Source organism: Desulfobulbus sp. (genome assembly GCF_031547805.1).
Classification (GTDB): domain Bacteria; phylum Desulfobacterota; class Desulfobulbia; order Desulfobulbales; family Desulfobulbaceae; genus Desulfobulbus.
This window is the reverse complement of sequence record NZ_JAVBRQ010000032.1, coordinates 1-14,502: the sequence shown is the minus strand read 5'-3', so window position 1 is coordinate 14,502 and position 14,502 is coordinate 1. Positions and strand designations below refer to the sequence as shown.

At 62.1% G+C, this 14,502-nt stretch carries 14 protein-coding genes and 2 pseudogenes; 6 read left to right on the top strand and 10 right to left on the bottom strand.

What is annotated here, in order from left to right; genetic code table 11:
• Positions 1-12: 12 nt before the first annotated feature.
• Positions 13-186 carry a hypothetical protein gene (locus RMR13_RS11505; protein ID WP_310600773.1) on the bottom strand — a complete coding sequence of 58 codons (174 nt, stop codon included), beginning with the start codon at positions 184-186 and terminating at the stop codon, positions 13-15.
• 47 nt (positions 187-233) lie between these two features.
• Here RMR13_RS11505 and RMR13_RS11500 point away from each other — a divergent pair, with 47 nt between their 5' ends.
• The gene (locus RMR13_RS11500) at positions 234-674 is read left to right on the top strand and encodes a hotdog domain-containing protein (RefSeq protein WP_310600772.1); all 441 of its coding nucleotides are present in this window, start codon (positions 234-236) and stop codon (positions 672-674) included.
• A 9-nt stretch (positions 675-683) separates the two neighbouring features.
• Here the strand turns inward: RMR13_RS11500 and fumC are convergent, their stop codons facing one another.
• Complete coding sequence (gene fumC, locus RMR13_RS11495) at positions 684-2,087, bottom strand: class II fumarate hydratase (RefSeq protein ID WP_310600771.1); 1,404 nt, start codon at positions 2,085-2,087, stop codon at positions 684-686.
• Between the two features lie 258 nt (positions 2,088-2,345).
• Between fumC and RMR13_RS11490 the strand changes: the two genes are divergently transcribed.
• Positions 2,346-2,840 carry an alpha/beta fold hydrolase gene (locus RMR13_RS11490; RefSeq protein ID WP_310600770.1) on the top strand — a complete coding sequence of 165 codons (495 nt, stop codon included), beginning with the start codon at positions 2,346-2,348 and terminating at the stop codon, positions 2,838-2,840.
• Here the strand turns inward: RMR13_RS11490 and RMR13_RS11485 are convergent.
• Positions 2,833-4,638 (bottom strand): VWA domain-containing protein, encoded by a 1,806-nt coding sequence (locus RMR13_RS11485; protein ID WP_310600769.1) that lies wholly within the window; start codon positions 4,636-4,638, stop codon positions 2,833-2,835. The two genes, RMR13_RS11490 and RMR13_RS11485, sit on opposite strands and share 8 nt — an antisense overlap.
• Positions 4,639-4,769: 131 nt before the next feature.
• On the opposite strand from RMR13_RS11485, the gene RMR13_RS11480 reads away from it, so the two are divergent.
• Together RMR13_RS11480 and RMR13_RS11475 are read left to right on the top strand one after the other, a co-directional pair.
• Entirely contained in the window at positions 4,770-5,609 is an 840-nt protein-coding gene (locus RMR13_RS11480; RefSeq protein ID WP_310600768.1) for a hypothetical protein, read from the top strand.
• Between the two features lie 80 nt (positions 5,610-5,689).
• On the top strand, positions 5,690-6,781 hold the full coding sequence (locus RMR13_RS11475) for a hypothetical protein (protein ID WP_310600767.1): 1,092 nt from the start codon (positions 5,690-5,692) through the stop codon (positions 6,779-6,781).
• Positions 6,782-6,792: 11 nt separating this feature from the next.
• Here the strand turns inward: RMR13_RS11475 and RMR13_RS11470 are convergent, their stop codons facing one another.
• The 3 genes from RMR13_RS11470 to RMR13_RS11460 all read right to left on the bottom strand — a co-directional run bounded on the left by RMR13_RS11470 (position 6,793) and on the right by RMR13_RS11460 (position 9,841).
• Positions 6,793-7,110, bottom strand: coding sequence for a cupin (locus RMR13_RS11470; RefSeq protein ID WP_310600766.1), 318 nt, complete (start codon positions 7,108-7,110; stop codon positions 6,793-6,795).
• A gap of 101 nt (positions 7,111-7,211) precedes the next feature.
• Positions 7,212-8,618 carry a sigma-54 dependent transcriptional regulator gene (locus RMR13_RS11465; RefSeq protein ID WP_310600765.1) on the bottom strand — a complete coding sequence of 469 codons (1,407 nt, stop codon included), beginning with the start codon at positions 8,616-8,618 and terminating at the stop codon, positions 7,212-7,214.
• Positions 8,615-9,841, bottom strand: a complete 1,227-nt coding sequence (locus RMR13_RS11460; protein WP_310600764.1) for an ATP-binding protein — start codon at positions 9,839-9,841, stop codon at positions 8,615-8,617. Before RMR13_RS11460 ends, RMR13_RS11465 begins: the two co-directional genes overlap by 4 nt.
• Positions 9,842-10,187: 346 nt before the next feature.
• On the opposite strand from RMR13_RS11460, the pseudogene RMR13_RS11455 reads away from it, so the two are divergent.
• Positions 10,188-10,349, top strand: a pseudogene (locus tag RMR13_RS11455) (transposase); the annotation flags it as partial.
• 242 nt (positions 10,350-10,591) lie between these two features.
• Positions 10,592-10,831: pseudogene (locus RMR13_RS11450) on the top strand (SLC13 family permease); the annotation flags it as partial.
• A 234-nt stretch (positions 10,832-11,065) separates the two neighbouring features.
• On the opposite strand, the gene RMR13_RS11445 reads toward RMR13_RS11450, so the two are convergent.
• The 4 genes from RMR13_RS11445 to RMR13_RS11430 all read right to left on the bottom strand — a co-directional run bounded on the left by RMR13_RS11445 (position 11,066) and on the right by RMR13_RS11430 (position 13,410).
• Entirely contained in the window at positions 11,066-11,212 is a 147-nt protein-coding gene (locus RMR13_RS11445; RefSeq protein WP_310600762.1) for a hypothetical protein, read from the bottom strand.
• Positions 11,213-11,298: 86 nt separating this feature from the next.
• Positions 11,299-11,502, bottom strand: a complete 204-nt coding sequence (locus tag RMR13_RS11440; protein ID WP_309411070.1) for a cold-shock protein — start codon at positions 11,500-11,502, stop codon at positions 11,299-11,301.
• 102 nt (positions 11,503-11,604) lie between these two features.
• Positions 11,605-12,909 carry a DEAD/DEAH box helicase gene (locus RMR13_RS11435; RefSeq protein WP_310600761.1) on the bottom strand — a complete coding sequence of 435 codons (1,305 nt, stop codon included), beginning with the start codon at positions 12,907-12,909 and terminating at the stop codon, positions 11,605-11,607.
• Positions 12,910-13,143: 234 nt separating this feature from the next.
• Positions 13,144-13,410 (bottom strand): RNA-binding protein, encoded by a 267-nt coding sequence (locus tag RMR13_RS11430; protein ID WP_310600760.1) that lies wholly within the window; start codon positions 13,408-13,410, stop codon positions 13,144-13,146.
• Positions 13,411-14,502 lie beyond the last annotated feature (1,092 nt).

Below are 14,502 nucleotides of genomic sequence, written 5' to 3'. Positions count from 1 at the left end.
GCCGCACGAGGCTCAGCCCTTGCGCAAATAGGCCCAATCGATTTCCATCGTTTCCTCCACGGTTGTCTTCCGGGCAATGCCGCCGGCACGGGCCAGCGGCCGCAATCGCTTACTATACCCGCGGGCCGGGCCGGCCACCACAGTATTTTCGGTCGATTGCCCATTCCCCAACGAAGCAAAATCCACTATAGACACCTCGACCACCCTTCGCATCCACCCAAGGAGACGCAACCATGACGACCCCGACCGACGTTCCCGGACCGCAGGGCGAACTGCTCCTGCGCACCATGCCCATGCCGGCCGACACCAGTTTCAACGGCGACATCTTCGGCGGTTGGCTGATGGCGCAGATGGACCTGGCCGGCAGCATGATGGCCAAGGAGGTGACCCGCACCCGCACCGCCACCGTGGCGGTGGAAAGCATGCAATTCATCAAGCCGGTCCGGGTGGGCGACGTGGTGTGCTGCTACGGCCGGATCAAGCGGGTGGGCACCACCTCGGTGACCGTCATGCTCGAGGTGTGGGTGCGGCCGATTCTCCACGCCGGCAAGGATCAGTTCACCACCTTCAAGGTCACCGAGGCGGCATTCACCTACGTGGCCATCGACCGGGAAGGCAAAAAACAGCCGATCGACAAAACCCGGCTGGGCGAAGCGCCGGGAGACGCGGCCTGAGGACCTGCCTCAAGAACCGGACGAAGCCGCCGGCCCGAGCATGGCTTCCGGCCGCACCATCCGGTCGAACTCCTCGCCGGTGAGCAGGCCGAGTGCCAGAGCGGCCTCGCGCAGCGACAGGTTTTCCGCGTGGGCCTTTTTGGCAATGGTTGCCGCCTTTTCGTAACCGATGTGCGGATTGAGGGCAGTGACCAGCATCAGGGAGTGGCGCAGATGGTGGTCGATCCGCTCCCGCACCGGTTCGATGCCGGCGGCGCAATGGCACTCGAAGGACTGGATGACGTCGGCCAGCAGCAGGACCGACTGGAGGAAGTTGTACACCAGCAGGGGCTTGAACACGTTGAGCTCGAAATTGCCCTGGCTGGCGGCAAAACCGATGGCGGCATCGTTGCCGAACACCTGGCAGGCCGCCATGGTCACCGCCTCCGACTGGGTGGGATTGACCTTGCCCGGCATGATCGAACTGCCCGGCTCGTTGGCCGGAATGGTGATTTCGCCCAAGCCGCAGCGCGGCCCACTGGCCAGCCACCGGACGTCGTTGGCGATCTTCATCAGGTTGGCGGCCAGCCCCTTGAGGGCGCCGTGGGCAAAGACCAGCTGGTCGTGGCCGGTCAAGCCGTGGAACTTGTTGGCCATGGCGCTAAAGCGCTTGCCGGTGTCCCGGCCGAGCTGCTCGGCCACCGCCTCGCCGAACCCGGCCGGGGCGTTGAGGCCGGTGCCGACCGCGGTGCCGCCGACCGCCAGCGACCGCAGATGCTCCACGCCCTCGCCGAGCTGGCGCAGGTTACTCGCCAGCATGGCGGCCCAGCCGCCGATCTCCTGGCCAAGGGTCAGAGGGGTGGCGTCCTGAAGATGGGTCCGGCCGATCTTGACGATGGCGGCATAGGCCTTGGCCTTGGCCTCAAGGGTCCGGTGCAGGGCCGAAAGCGCGGGCAGCAGCCGGTCTTCCAGGGCGAACACCGCGGCCACGTGCATGGCCGAGGGGAAGATGTCATTGGAGCTTTGGGACATGTTGACATGATCGTTGGGATGCACCGGCCGCCCCTGGTCCAAATGGCCGTTCGCCAGGATGGCCGCCCGGTTGGCGATCACCTCGTTGACGTTCATGTTGGTTTGGGTGCCGCTGCCGGTCTGCCAGACCGACAGGGGAAACTCGCCATCGTGCCGACCAGCCAGGATCTCGTCGCAGACCCGGACGATCAACTCGCAAAGCGGCTCGGGCAGCTTGCCCATCCGGCGGTTGACCTCGGCGCAGGCCCGTTTCAGCCGGACCAGGCCGTAAACCAGGCCCAGCGGCATCCGCTCCTCGCCGATATGGAAGTTGCGGCGGCTACGCTCGGTTTGCGCCCCCCAGAGTCGGTCGGCCGGCACTTCGATCTCGCCCATGGTGTCGTGTTCGATACGGTACTGCATCCTCGCGCCTCCCTCGTTGTTGGTTATCCCGCGCAAACATCCCGAGCATCACCAAAAACGGTTCGTTGCGGAAGGGCAAGCCTTTTCCGCATCCCGCCGGAAAGAAACGATTTTTCTGATCTTCGCCTTTGGCTATCCGAAGAAAAACAGGTTGCCGGCACAAGGGGATGGGGTATAACCGCAAGCTGAATCCGGCATCCCGGCCCCTCCGCGTTCCAGCCGGGATGTCTTCGCCTCCTCCAGCCGCAAGGAATCCGCATGGCACCCGCATGGTCCCGGCCGCCGGCCACCATCCTTTTTCTCCACGGGCTTGACTCCTCCACCAAGGGTACCAAGGCCCAATGGTTCCGCGCCTATTTTCCCCAGGTCGGCATGCGGGATTATCACGGCGAGCTCGGCCACCGGCTCACCCAATTGGAAGAACAAACCGCCGGAGTCGAACAACTGATCCTGGTGGGTTCGAGCTTCGGCGGCCTGATGGCCGCCTGCTTCGCCGCCCGCCATCCCGAGCGCTGCCGGCGGCTGGTCCTGCTGGCCCCGGCGCTCAATTTCAACGACTACCGGCCGCCGCCGGCCACTCTGGCGATCCCGGTGTTTCTGGCGATCGGCGCGCATGACACGGTCTGCCCGCCGGACCTAGTCATCCCCCTGGCGCGGGCCGCGTTCGACAATCTGGAGGTGCGGCTGGCGGATGACGATCACCTGCTCCACCGCACCTTCCCCTGCCTCGACTGGCCCGCCCTGTTCACCTGAGCACGGGCAGCGGCTCGCCCCCCGGCTTCCGCCCCTCCTGCTGCCGGGCCAGCAAACTGCTGGCCACGACCAGCCGGTACAACTCGGCCCGCTGGCCCTCGGCGTCGAATCCTCGGCCCGAACGCGCCAAATCCAGGCACTGGTCCCAGGTGAAGGTGCCGAGGTGCTCGGAATGGGTCAGCAACATGCCGTACCCGGCCACGGCGGCGGCGAAACGGAAATCGACGCTGGTACGAAGGCCGGAGGCTTCGCGCACCGGCAGGCTCATTTGCCGGGAAGTCTCGCTGCCCCGCGGTTTGTAGCGCAGCTTGACGGTCAGCAGTTCCGCGCTGTCTTCCGCCGGCGCCGGCGGCACCGCTTGGTACCTGAGGGAATCGAGCCGGGGCACCGCGGAATGGCCGGCCGGGATCAGTTCATACAGGGCAGTGACCCGGTGGCCGACCCCGATCTCGCCGGCATCCTTGCGATCGTCGCGGAAATCCTCGGCGGCCAACGCACGGTTTTCATAGCCGATCAGCCGGTAGGCCCCCACCCGGGCCGGATTGAACTCGACCTGCATCTTGACGTCGCCCGCCAGGGTGAACAGGGTGCCGCTCAACTCCTTGACCAGCACCTTCTCGGCCTCCAGCAAGCTGTCGATGTAAGCGTAGTTGCCGTTGCCCTTGTCGGCGAGAATTTCCATGGTATCATCATGATAGTTACCCATGCCGAAGCCGAGCACGGTGAGGTGGACCCCGGCCTGGCGTTCGGTCTCGATCAGGCGCTGCAATTCGTCGCGGCTGGTGACGCCGACATTGAAATCGCCGTCCGAGGCCAAGATGACCCGATTGTTGCCGTCGGGCAGAAAGCTCTTGCGGGCCAGCCGATAGGCCGCGCGGATGCCGGCGGAGGCATGGGTGGACCCACCCGCCCGCAGCCCCTCGATGGCGGCCAGGATCTCCCGCTGCCGATTGCCGGGCGTGGGTTGCAGCACCACGCTGTCGGCTCCGGCATAGACCACCACCGCCACCCGGTCACGCGCGCCCATTTGCCGGACCAGAAGCGGCAGGGCCTGCTTGAGCAGCGGCAGCTTGTTGGCGTCCTGCATCGACCCGGAAACATCGATCAGCAGGACCAGGTTCGAGGGCGGCAGCTGCTCCTTGCCCATCTCCTTGGCCGCAAGTCCGATCCGGGCCAGCTGATAGCCGGAGTGGAAGGGGCTGGGTCCGACTTCGGCGCTCAACGCAACCGGATCGCGGCCTTCCGGGTCCGGATAGTCGTAGGAGAAGGCATTGACCATCTCCTCGATCCGGACCGCGCCCACCGGCGGCAGGGCGCCGCTGTTGACGAACCGGCGGACATTGGCGTAGCTGGCGGTATCGACATCGATACCGAAGGTGGAAAGCGGACTGCGGCTGACGTTGACAAATCCGTTTTCCTGGACGGCATTGTAGGATTCGCGGTTCCAGGCCGGCGGGGACAGGCTGGCCGGCGCGGCCTGTCGGGGGAGTACCAGGCCGCGCTGCCCGACCTCCTTCGCAGGGGCCGCGGCCATCGCATCGGCCGGCATGGGCGACGGCCGGGCCACATCTTTTCGTTCGGCCTCGGCCTGGACCTCGACCTTGGCATGGGGCTCGGCTTCGGCTAGGGTCGCGGGATTGATCCGCAGCGTGCTTTCGTCCGGGGCCACGGACTCGGTCGCAACCGTCGGACCGGCACCGGCGCCGGGTTCTTTTGCTGTGTTCGATTCCGGGGTCGGCGCGGAACAGCCGGCCAGGAACAGGAGGGTCAACAGGGTGATCAACATAGGTCGTCGCATTGCGGGCTCCTTTGAGCAACTCGAGGTTGTACGGGACGGCCGACCGGCATGGCGGCCGCTTTTGTCCGATTGGACGGCACGGAGTTGGCAATGTGTCGCGGCATTCTGAAAAAAAATTGCCGGAGCGCGTCTTGACCGCACAGGACCGGACAACCTCGGCCAATCCCTGGCAGCAGCAGGCCATGGCGCACTGGCAGGCCGTCAACCGGCTGGCCGCGCGCCGCTTTCCCCAAGGGGCGATGGCGGAAGAGGCGGCGCTTTTTGTCATGGAGGGATTGGCGCGCGACGACTGGCGCCGGCTCCGCGCCTTTGCCGGCCGTTCGACCCTGACCACCTACATCGTCGCCCTCACCCTCCGCCTGCTGGAGGATTTCGCCCGCAAGCGCTTCGGCCGGAGCAAGCCGCCCGCCTGGATCCGCCGTCTGGGCGGCATCTGGCTCACCCTGTTCCGCCTGCTCTGCCTGGAGCGCCTTGCCCCCGGCGAGGCCGCGGCCATGGCCGGCAACGGCCTGCCCGGCCCGGTGCGGGCCGCCGAGGAGGCGGCCTACCGCATTCTTGGCGAAATACCCGATTGCGGCGCCCGCTCGGGCGAGTCGGTCGGATTGGACGAAACCACGGTCTTGCCCGGGACCGAGGACGACTGTTCGCACCAGGAGGAACGGTTGGCCCGGGAAGAACGGCACCGCCTGTTCGCCGTGCTCGGCCGGCTGCTGTTCGACGGCAATATCGGCGGCGAAATCGATCCCCGCCTTCTGGAACGGCTGGCGACGATCGCCCTGCCGCTGACGCCCGAGGAGCGACTGTTGCTCAAACTCTGCTATCGGGACGGGGTAGCCGTGGCCGAGGCGGGCAGGCTGCTCGGCTGGAACCGGCATCAGACCCACGGCCGGCTGCGGCGGCTGTTAGCCCGCCTGCGGCAGGACCTGGCCGAGGTCGGCCTGGAAGAGGAACTGCGGCTCCTGCTGAGCTGATCGTCCGACACAATGGAACCTTGGAACCGTCCAAGGGATCAGGAAGAAAAAAGCACTGCTATGAAACCATGAACCATCAGATGAGCGAGCACGAAAACAAGAGGGCTGAGGACCGGAGGCTGGCACTGCTGGCCCTGGCAGGCGAGCAACCCCGCCCCGCCGGTCCCTGCCTGGAGGCAGAAACGCTGGCGGCCCTGGTCGAGGGCCGGCTGGCGCAAGAGGAAGCCCAAGCCTGCCTGGCGCACATCGCGGGCTGCGATGCCTGCTATGCCTTGTGGCTGCAACTGGACCGGGAATGGCGGCAGCACCGGCCCGCCAGCAGAAAAACCGCCCTGCTGCGGCTGGTCCGGCGGCCGCGGGTTTTGACCACCGTGGGCTCGCTGCTGGCGGCAGCGGCCAGCGTGGCCCTGATGCTGACCCTGCCTTCCACCCAGGTCGACCGAATCAACCTGCCCCAACTCCAGGAAAAAACGATGTCGAAGCCGGCCATGGAGGAGGCGGCCGTGCCCCCCGCCGCCGACATCGCCGCGCCCCAGACCCAACCATTGCCGGCGGAGCAACCGGCCCGGCCCCTTCCCGCCCCGAAACCTTCGGCCCCAACCGCCGAACCGGCTAAGGCGGCCGCACCGCCGCCGCAGGTCATGGCCGAGGCGGCCCGGCGCGAAATCAAGGCGGACGACGCCGGCAACGCCGGCAGACTAGTACCACCGGCGGCCAACGGGCCCAGGGAGCGGGACAGGAGGGGAATGCAGGGGACAAAGGAAAAAACGGCAGTGCTGCCGGCCGAGCAGGCGGACACCGAACGGGAAGTTGCGGCCGGGCGGCAGGATGCGCACCGGCAGGAGGTCGCGGCGCTGTCCGCGGCTTCGCGGGCTCCAGCCCGGGCCACCGCGCCCCCGCCTCAAACCGAGCGGGAAGAAATGCCGGCCACGGCCGAAGCCTGGTATGCCCGCATCCGCCGGGGCTGCCAGGAGTCCCTCCGGCCCGAGTTTTTCTCCGCGATCGCCGCCCAGGGCGAGCACCTGCTGCAAAAACCGGCGGCACTATCGAGCCGGGATCGGCAACGAATCGAAGCCATCGTCGCCGAACTCGGCAGAAAGCAGCCTGCCGGCGGGCGATGCCCCGTTCTGCTGGAACTCATCGAATCAAGGGATCGACAGCCGCAGCAATAGCGGCGGGCGGTTCAGATGGGCGGGGCGATGGTCACCACGATGCGCATGTCGGTGGTCGCCCGCACCCCGTGCGGCTCGCGGATGTCGGAGATCAGCATGTCCCCGGTCCGGGCGGGCAGGGTGGCCTCGTTGTCGGCCAGAAAGAAACCCTCGCCCTCGATCACCAGGATCGACAGCTGGCCGTCGAGGTCGTGGGAGTGGATGGGAAACAAGGCGTTGGCCTTGAGATTGAAGTTGAGGATCTTGAAGTGTTCGGAATCGTGCAGGACAATCGCTTTCATTCCCAGGGGGTTGAATTCCCTGGTGGTGGACAGTTCGATTCGTTTCATGGGTTGCTCCTCCCTCGAAAAAAGTGACGAATCGCGACGCCGGACTTGTCTTCGACTCTATGCACGGTCCGCCGGAACGGCAAGGCGGGGCCGTCGGTCGTTCAGTCCCCGCATTCCTCCTCCCGGAATTGATTGAGGGCGATCTTGTATTTGTTGATCTTGTCGTACAGGCTCTTGCGCGAGATGCCCATTGCCCGGTGGGCCGCGCTAACCTGGCCGCCGGCCCGCCTGAGCATCTGCTCGATGTAGTGCCGCTCCTGCTGTTCCATAAAATCTTTCCACGGCATCTCGGCAAAATCCGCCTCCCCGACCATTGCGGCCGCCGGCCCGGCCATTGCCGGTTCCTTGCCGCCGAGCACGCAGTAGCGGCGGACGAAGTTCCGCAGTTCGCGGACATTGCCCGGCCACTCCTGCCGCATCAGCTGCCGGATCAAGGTCGATGAGCAGGGCTGCACCTCGCCGTCCTGGCCGTCGCAGTATTCGGTGCGGAAGGCCTCGACCAGCAGGGGGATATCTTCCTTGCGATCCCGCAACGGCGGCAGGTGCACCGGCAGGACATTGAGCCGGAAGTACAGATCCTGGCGAAAGTTCCCCTTGTCGATCTCGGCCCGCAAGTCGCGGTTGGTGGCGGCGATCACCCGCGCCTTGAGGGGAATGGCCGCGTTGCCGCCCAGCCGGGTGAAGGAGCGCTCCTCCAGTACCCGCAGCAGTTTGGCCTGCAGCGGGGCCGGCATCGAACAGATCTCGTCGAGGAACAGGGTGCCCTCGCCGGCGTATTCGAACTTGCCCACCTTGCGCTGGATGGCACCGGTGAAGGCGCCCTTTTCATGGCCGAAGAGCTCGGATTCGATCATCTCGGCCGGCAGAGCGCCCATGTTGACCGCCACGTAGGGCGCGGCCTCCGGCCTACCGATGGCGTGCAGGGCCCTGGCCGCCAACTCCTTGCCGGTGCCGGTTTCGCCGACGATCAGCACCGGGTCGCTTTCGTGGGCAATGGTCTCGATCAGCGCATACAGCCCGAGCATGGCCGGATGGCTGCCGACCAGCCCGTAGAAGCGGGACCGGCCCTCGCGGGTGGCGGTCAACTGCTGTTCCAGGCGGCGGTTTTCCAGCACCAGCTGCCGCCGCTCGATGGCCCGCGTCAGGGTGGCGAGGATGATGTCCTCGTCCACCGGTTTTTGCAGGAAATGGTAGGCCCCCTTCTTGACCGCCTCCACCGCCAGGCTGATGTCGCCGTGGCCGGTGATCAGGATCACCGGCAGGTCGGGATCCTTGGCCAGGATCCGTTCCAACAGCACCAGGCCGTCCATCTCGGGCATGCGGATGTCGGCCAGGACCGCGGAATAGGTGTTCTCGTCGATACGGGCCAGGGCCTCGAGCGGATTGCCGAAGGTCTGCACCGCGTAGCCGTTGAGGGCCAGGGTCTGCTTGATCGCCGCCAGCAGATAGAGGTCGTCGTCAACCACCAGGATTTCCGGGGCGGGCAAGGCGCAGGTCCGATTCTTCATGCCGCCCCGCTCCGCCGCAGGTCCGGGGAAGCGTCCCGCACGTACTGGGGAATGTAGACCGAAAAGTAGGAGCCGTGGCCGGGCGCGCTTTCCACCTCGATGTAGCCGGCAAATCCGCGCACGATCCGGTCGACGATCGACAGCCCCAGCCCCATGCCGGTCCCCACCTCCCGGGTGGTGAAGAAGGGATCGAAAATCTTTTTCTGCAGCTCCTCGGCAATGCCCTCGCCGTTGTCGGCCACGGTGACCACCACGTAGGGCTCTTTCAGCATGGTGGTCAGGTTGAGGCACAGGACGATGCGGCTGGTGACCGTCAGCCGGGGCGTGTCCACCCGGCCCATGGCCTGGATGGCGTTCTGCACCAGGTTGAGGAAGACCTGCTCCAGCCGGACCTCCACCCCCAGAACTTCGCAGGGCTGGTCGGCCAGGCGCAGGTCAAGGACGATCTCGCTCAAACGCAGCTGCGATTCGAGGAAGCTCAGGATCTTGCGGATGATGGCGTTGAGTTCCACCGGGGCCTGCTCTTCCTCGCCCTTGGTGCCGAAACTCCGCATGGTGGCGATGATCGACGAGGCCTTGTTCACCCGGTCGATGATGATCGACAGATTTTCCCGCAGCATCTCGGCGTGGTCGCCCGGCGTTTCCAGGGCCTTCAAGCAGTTACGGGCAAAGAGCAGGATGGCGTTGAGCGGCTGGGTCAATTCGTGGCCCACGCCGGCGGCCATCTCGCCCAGGCTGGCCAGACGGCTGGAATGGATCAACTGTTTCTGCCCTTCCTGCATTTGGGTCATCAGGTCGTAGAACTCGCTGCAATCGGAGCAGATCAGCATGTGCAGCACCAGGCCGTTAGGATTGACGTGGGTGGAGCCGCGCATCTTCACCGGCAGGCCCTGGCCGCCGGCTGTGGCGAGCTGGGCCTCGAACTCGGCGAACTCCCCCTTGGCAAAGGCCTGGCGGATGGCCTTGCCCGTGTCCGGCCGGACCAGGTCGTCCAAGGTCAGGCGCCGGCCGGCATCCAGGCTGAAGCCGGTCCGCTGCAGGAACTCACGGTTGGTCTGGATCACCTTGAACTCCTGGTCCATGAGGAGAAACAGCTCGGAGATGCCGGCCAGGATGCGTTCGGTGAACGACCGGGTGGCCTCCATCTCCTCGTGTTTCTTCAGGACCCGGACCACCAGATCCTGCCGCTGTTTCTCCAATATCTTGATTGCCTGATCGTGCATGGTCTTCCCCGGAAACGTGCCAATGGACCGATAACTGCCCGATCATACCTGGCATCCCCCGGTGGCGTCATCCACTTTCCGCAAGGAAACCGAACGGGCGCGGCGCCAACGGCGGACTCTGGTTTTTACGGCGCGCGGGCAGGTCTTGTGCGAAGGCGGCCATTGTTGCTGTACCTGAAGATCGGATCGTATTATAGTTGCTCGCAGGTGCCGACATTGATGCTCCGGACCACGAACATGCATGTCGCGCCGTTCCGACCGAATACCCCTGCGGCTTCATTCGTCCGAAAAAGGAGGTTGAAACCCCCGCCTTTCAGGCGGGTAGCATTCTGCTAGCAGCTGACTTGAAGAATTTCCCCACGTGAAAAAGCGCTATTGGGGCCGGCATTTTTGTGCACGTGGCTATTTTTGCGTAACGGCTGGCGAACTGACAAAAGAGATGATCTCGGAGTGCCTTTCGCATCATTTTGAACCAAATCCTCATGACAGTTTTGGTGTTGAGCCGTGAACCGGCTGCGCAGCCTGCCGGTATAGCTGGACTTTCAGTCCGCGATTCTAAACAACCACCGACTTCAAGTCGGTGGTTGTTTAGAATCGGCAGAGGAGACACGCCAATCTGGGGAATCTCTCACCCCTTGCGTTTTGGAAGAAATTCATCAGCCGGCAAAGAGCCGCCTGACACATTTATGGTGTCCATTATTGACGCCTACCTCAAAAAACCGATTACACAAAATTGTGGACACGCCCCCTGGCGTGGCCAGCGAGATGGGCGTCTCGCCCTATCCGTTCTGTATGACCGTGGCCCCGGCAGCCTCCGCCGCCTTCATGTCCCCGGTCTCCTCGCCGGTGAACACCCTGGTGGTCGGTTCGGGCCGGTATGCTTTTCTTGATTTCGTCCGTATCGGCGTGCCTCTGACCCTGCTGGTCATGCTGGTCACCGTGATTTTGATCCTCTTGATCTTGCCGTTCAAACCGGCCGTCATAGGATAAAGGGCATTCCAGAGAGTGTCGCGGTGCCGCAACGATTTGCAAGGTAGCCGCTCAAGCGGATTGGGCAGGGAATGAGGGGGAGGCGGATTCGTCATGAAAGACGACGGACGATCCGTTGGGCAGCGAACGTGCACTTCCTGGCAGCGGCAACCGTTCAACCGGATGCGCCTGATCGTCTTCTGGTGCGCGCCTGTCGATCTTGACGAAGGTGGACGCAAGCTACTATATCGACGGTTACGTGGATTCTTCCTCTGGCCTGACTTCGGCGGATTCCGATGCAACCTGTTCCTTCAGGGACTTACGTTCCTTCTTGGCTTCTTTCTTGCGCTGTTTCTCCAGCTCTTTCAAACGTTTTTCCTGCTTGTAGTTGGTTCGTTTCATCGTTGCTCCCCCAGCGCTTTATGTATGGGCGATGACCAACATGGAGAATCCCATGCCAGATGGAATTCTCCATGTTGGCTCTATTGTTAACGTTTTTTTACGACATGAGCGGCTGCCGGACCTTTGGCGCCATCGACCACCTCGAAGCTGACGCGATCACCTTCCTGGAGGGATTTGAAACCGTCAGCCTGAATGGCCGAATGATGGACGAAAACATCTTTGCCACCATCTTGGGCGATGAAGCCAAAACCTTTAGAATCATTAAACCATTTTACAGTTCCTTCAGCCATGTTGATAACTCCTCTTTGGTTGTGCTTTAAGCGCACTGTGATTTGATGGCCCCGGAATCGAATTGGGAGCCATGAATGGTGCTGAACGCATTGTGCAACCGTTCAGCATGCGCTGCTTTTTTTGTTCCGTGCAGCGGGCGGAAGTCCAAAAATGCTCGATTGAGTCGGGCGCCGTCGATGTTTGCGGGCTCCTTGGGAAGATTGCTCCGCTCCCTTGGAGGTGCCTTGAAGAGCGGTTGCCGACATATTGTTCGGTGCCACGGGAGGCGACGTCACCTTAACGGAATACGTACTCGCCGGTTGCGGCACCTCCAGGCGCGACATGGATGTGTCGAGCGAGCGCTCGATCACTTGCAGCAGGCGCTTGTCCTCACTCGTGGCAAAGGTCAGGGCGTCGCCAGTGCAGCCCGCCCGTCCGGTTCGACCGGTACGATGGATGTAGGCCTCGGCGGTATCAGGCATGTCAAAGTTGATCACATGGGAAATGCCGGTAACATCGATCCCGCGCGCGGCGATATCGGTGGCCACCAAAATGGTATAGGCTCCGTTCTTGAAACCTTCCAAGGCCTGCTGCCGTCTGTTTTGGGAAAGGTTGCCTTGCAGCGATGTTGCCCTGAATCCAGCATTGACGAGCTTTTGGGCCAACTGTTTGGCCTTGTGCTTCGTCCGGGTGAAAACCAATGTCGAGGGCATTGTTTCTTCACTGAGCAAGTACATGAGCAGATTGGTTTTTTGGTTCTGGTTGACGGAAAAGAGACGATGCGAGATGGCCTTGACCGAGCGGCTGGGGTTGATCTGTACCGTTGCCGGGTTCACCAGAATGTTTTCGAGCAAATGCTTGATTTCAGCGGGCATGGTGGCAGAAAAGACCAAATTCTGCCGTTTGATCGGTAGCCGTTGCACAATTCGGCGAATATCGGGCAAAAAACCCTTGTCGAACATATGATCCGCTTCATCTAGGACCAGCACCTCGACCTGAGACAGGTCAATGGCCTTGTCATTGTGAAGGTCGAGCAAACGCCCGGGGCAAGCAACCACAATATCAACCCCTTGGCGGATTTTGGCCACTTGGCCCGATTTGCTGACACCGCCATAGATGGCCAAGCTTCGCAACCCGGTATGGCGGATCACGGTTTGGGTGAATTCATGAATCTGCTCGGCAAGTTCGCGCGTGGGGGCGATGACCAAGGCTCGGACCCGGTTCCGGGGCGCGGCCATTAAGCGCTGCACGGTGGGCAGGATGAAAGCGGCTGTTTTGCCGGTGCCGGTCTGTGCCAGGCCAAGAAGATCGCGGCCGGCGAGAATAAAAGGTATTGCTTGTTGTTGGATGGGGGTTGGAGCAGTGTAACCGCACTGCTGAATTGCTTGGATAAGATGGTTGTTCAATTGAAATTCGTTAAAATTCATCCATACTCCTGCAATCGGAATCGATGGCCGTCGCAATTCACAATGCCAGACAGCACATGAAGTTTTGGCCAACCTGTAACCCGATTGCTTATGTTGTTAAGGGTTCCGTCGGTTCATGACGAAAGGAAGGTGGGGACAGCAGGTAAAGTTCAAGGGGCAGACATGCGTTCAACAAGGAAAAGTTCAAATATGGAAGGCTCGGTATAGTGATCGAGACGAAAAGTCAACCGAGTTTCATCGCCGGCCGCGGCTTTTTTTTGCCGGTGGTTTCGCTTCGTTGCAGACAAGGGTGCGATGCTTGTACTCCATGCCATTGAGTCCTTCCATCACTTTGTGGCCCGCAGAACGATTCGCCATTTCGACAAAACCAAAACCTTTGGCCTGTCCTGTAAATTGGTCGACAACCAATTTGACACTGACCACATCGCCAAAGGGGGTGCAAAGGGATTCAAGTTCCGATTCGGTAATATTGTAGGGAAGGCTGCCGACAAAAAGTTTCATGCCTATACTCCGCAGAGAGGATTGTAAGCAAAAACTTTTTGATTATCGAGAAGGTCGATGCTGATTGGCGGGGCATCAAAAAAGAGAATGCTATTTGATAATTGTCAATAATAAACGATTACTCCGAATATGGCAAGGGAATATTTAACATGCTGAAGTTCGGGTCAAACAACACAAGATGATCGCTCTGGCCGACCGAAAACGGGGAACTGGGAAATGTGCATCAAACAGCGGGATGGGGTTTGCTTCCGGGCACCATGGTCGCTTGACGGTCAAGAGCCCTTTGCTCCTATCCTTGCGAGAGATAAGCCGGCCAGCCCTGCGGCAGGGGCGCGCTTTATTTGAGTGCCTGACTTGTGGCAACCATTGTTTTCGGGTACAACTCCAGCAACCGGCCCCGCGCGGCGCGACCTGGAACTTCACTGTGCCGCAATGCATCGGTTTTAAATGAAAAAAATGAAAAAAAGTGTGTCAGACCAGGGAGCCTACTTGGTATCCATAGGTTCCGGGACCGACACGAAACGAACCGATTATTTGCCGGGGAGGATTTTTTTTCACAAGTGTTGGCCGCGTTCACCGCTACAGCCCGATTCCGGACCAGGGGATCGGGCCGGCGGCGGGCACTGCCAGCGGATGTGCGCATCGCGGCTCTGGTGAAAGAGCAAAAACGAGCGGCAGACAATCCGGCAAGCTCCGGGTGGTTCGCACTCACGTGCCAGTTCAAGGGGCAAGCCGTTCGCTGGTTCCGCATGGCGCCTGTTGGTCGCAAACAGGCGTTGCTGCAAGTAACCATGCACCGATTGCAATGTGCACGATGCGGGTGTCTCTGGTGGCCTCGTTTTCCGTTTGTCAAAGGAAACGCCCGCTACACCAGGTCGTTTGCCTTGACCGTGCTCGATCTGCTGCAATTCGGCACTATCCGGGCAGTAGCCGACTCCGCGTGAGTTGGGACCTGGTCAAAGAGATCCACAAAACCTGGCTCGCGGCAAAATACCGGACCAGCAATTTGAGCGAGGTCCGCTATCTGGGCATTGACGAGTTCAGTTTGAAAAAACGCCACACCTACATGACCATCTTCGTCGATCTCCAATC

Coding starts and splice junctions, on each gene's coding strand:
- RMR13_RS11440 (WP_309411070.1), bottom strand. CDS start 11,502: ATGGCTGAAGGAACTGTAAAATGGTTTAATGATTCTAAAGGTTTTGGC.
- RMR13_RS11445 (WP_310600762.1), bottom strand. CDS start 11,212: ATGAAACGAACCAACTACAAGCAGGAAAAACGTTTGAAAGAGCTGGAG.
- RMR13_RS11465 (WP_310600765.1), bottom strand. CDS start 8,618: ATGAAGAATCGGACCTGCGCCTTGCCCGCCCCGGAAATCCTGGTGGTT.
- RMR13_RS11485 (WP_310600769.1), bottom strand. CDS start 4,638: ATGCGACGACCTATGTTGATCACCCTGTTGACCCTCCTGTTCCTGGCC.
- RMR13_RS11500 (WP_310600772.1), top strand. CDS start 234: ATGACGACCCCGACCGACGTTCCCGGACCGCAGGGCGAACTGCTCCTG.
- RMR13_RS11430 (WP_310600760.1), bottom strand. CDS start 13,410: ATGAAACTTTTTGTCGGCAGCCTTCCCTACAATATTACCGAATCGGAA.
- RMR13_RS11470 (WP_310600766.1), bottom strand. CDS start 7,110: ATGAAACGAATCGAACTGTCCACCACCAGGGAATTCAACCCCCTGGGA.
- RMR13_RS11490 (WP_310600770.1), top strand. CDS start 2,346: ATGGCACCCGCATGGTCCCGGCCGCCGGCCACCATCCTTTTTCTCCAC.
- RMR13_RS11460 (WP_310600764.1), bottom strand. CDS start 9,841: ATGCACGATCAGGCAATCAAGATATTGGAGAAACAGCGGCAGGATCTG.
- fumC (WP_310600771.1), bottom strand. CDS start 2,087: ATGCAGTACCGTATCGAACACGACACCATGGGCGAGATCGAAGTGCCG.
- RMR13_RS11475 (WP_310600767.1), top strand. CDS start 5,690: ATGAGCGAGCACGAAAACAAGAGGGCTGAGGACCGGAGGCTGGCACTG.
- RMR13_RS11435 (WP_310600761.1), bottom strand. CDS start 12,909: ATGAATTTTAACGAATTTCAATTGAACAACCATCTTATCCAAGCAATT.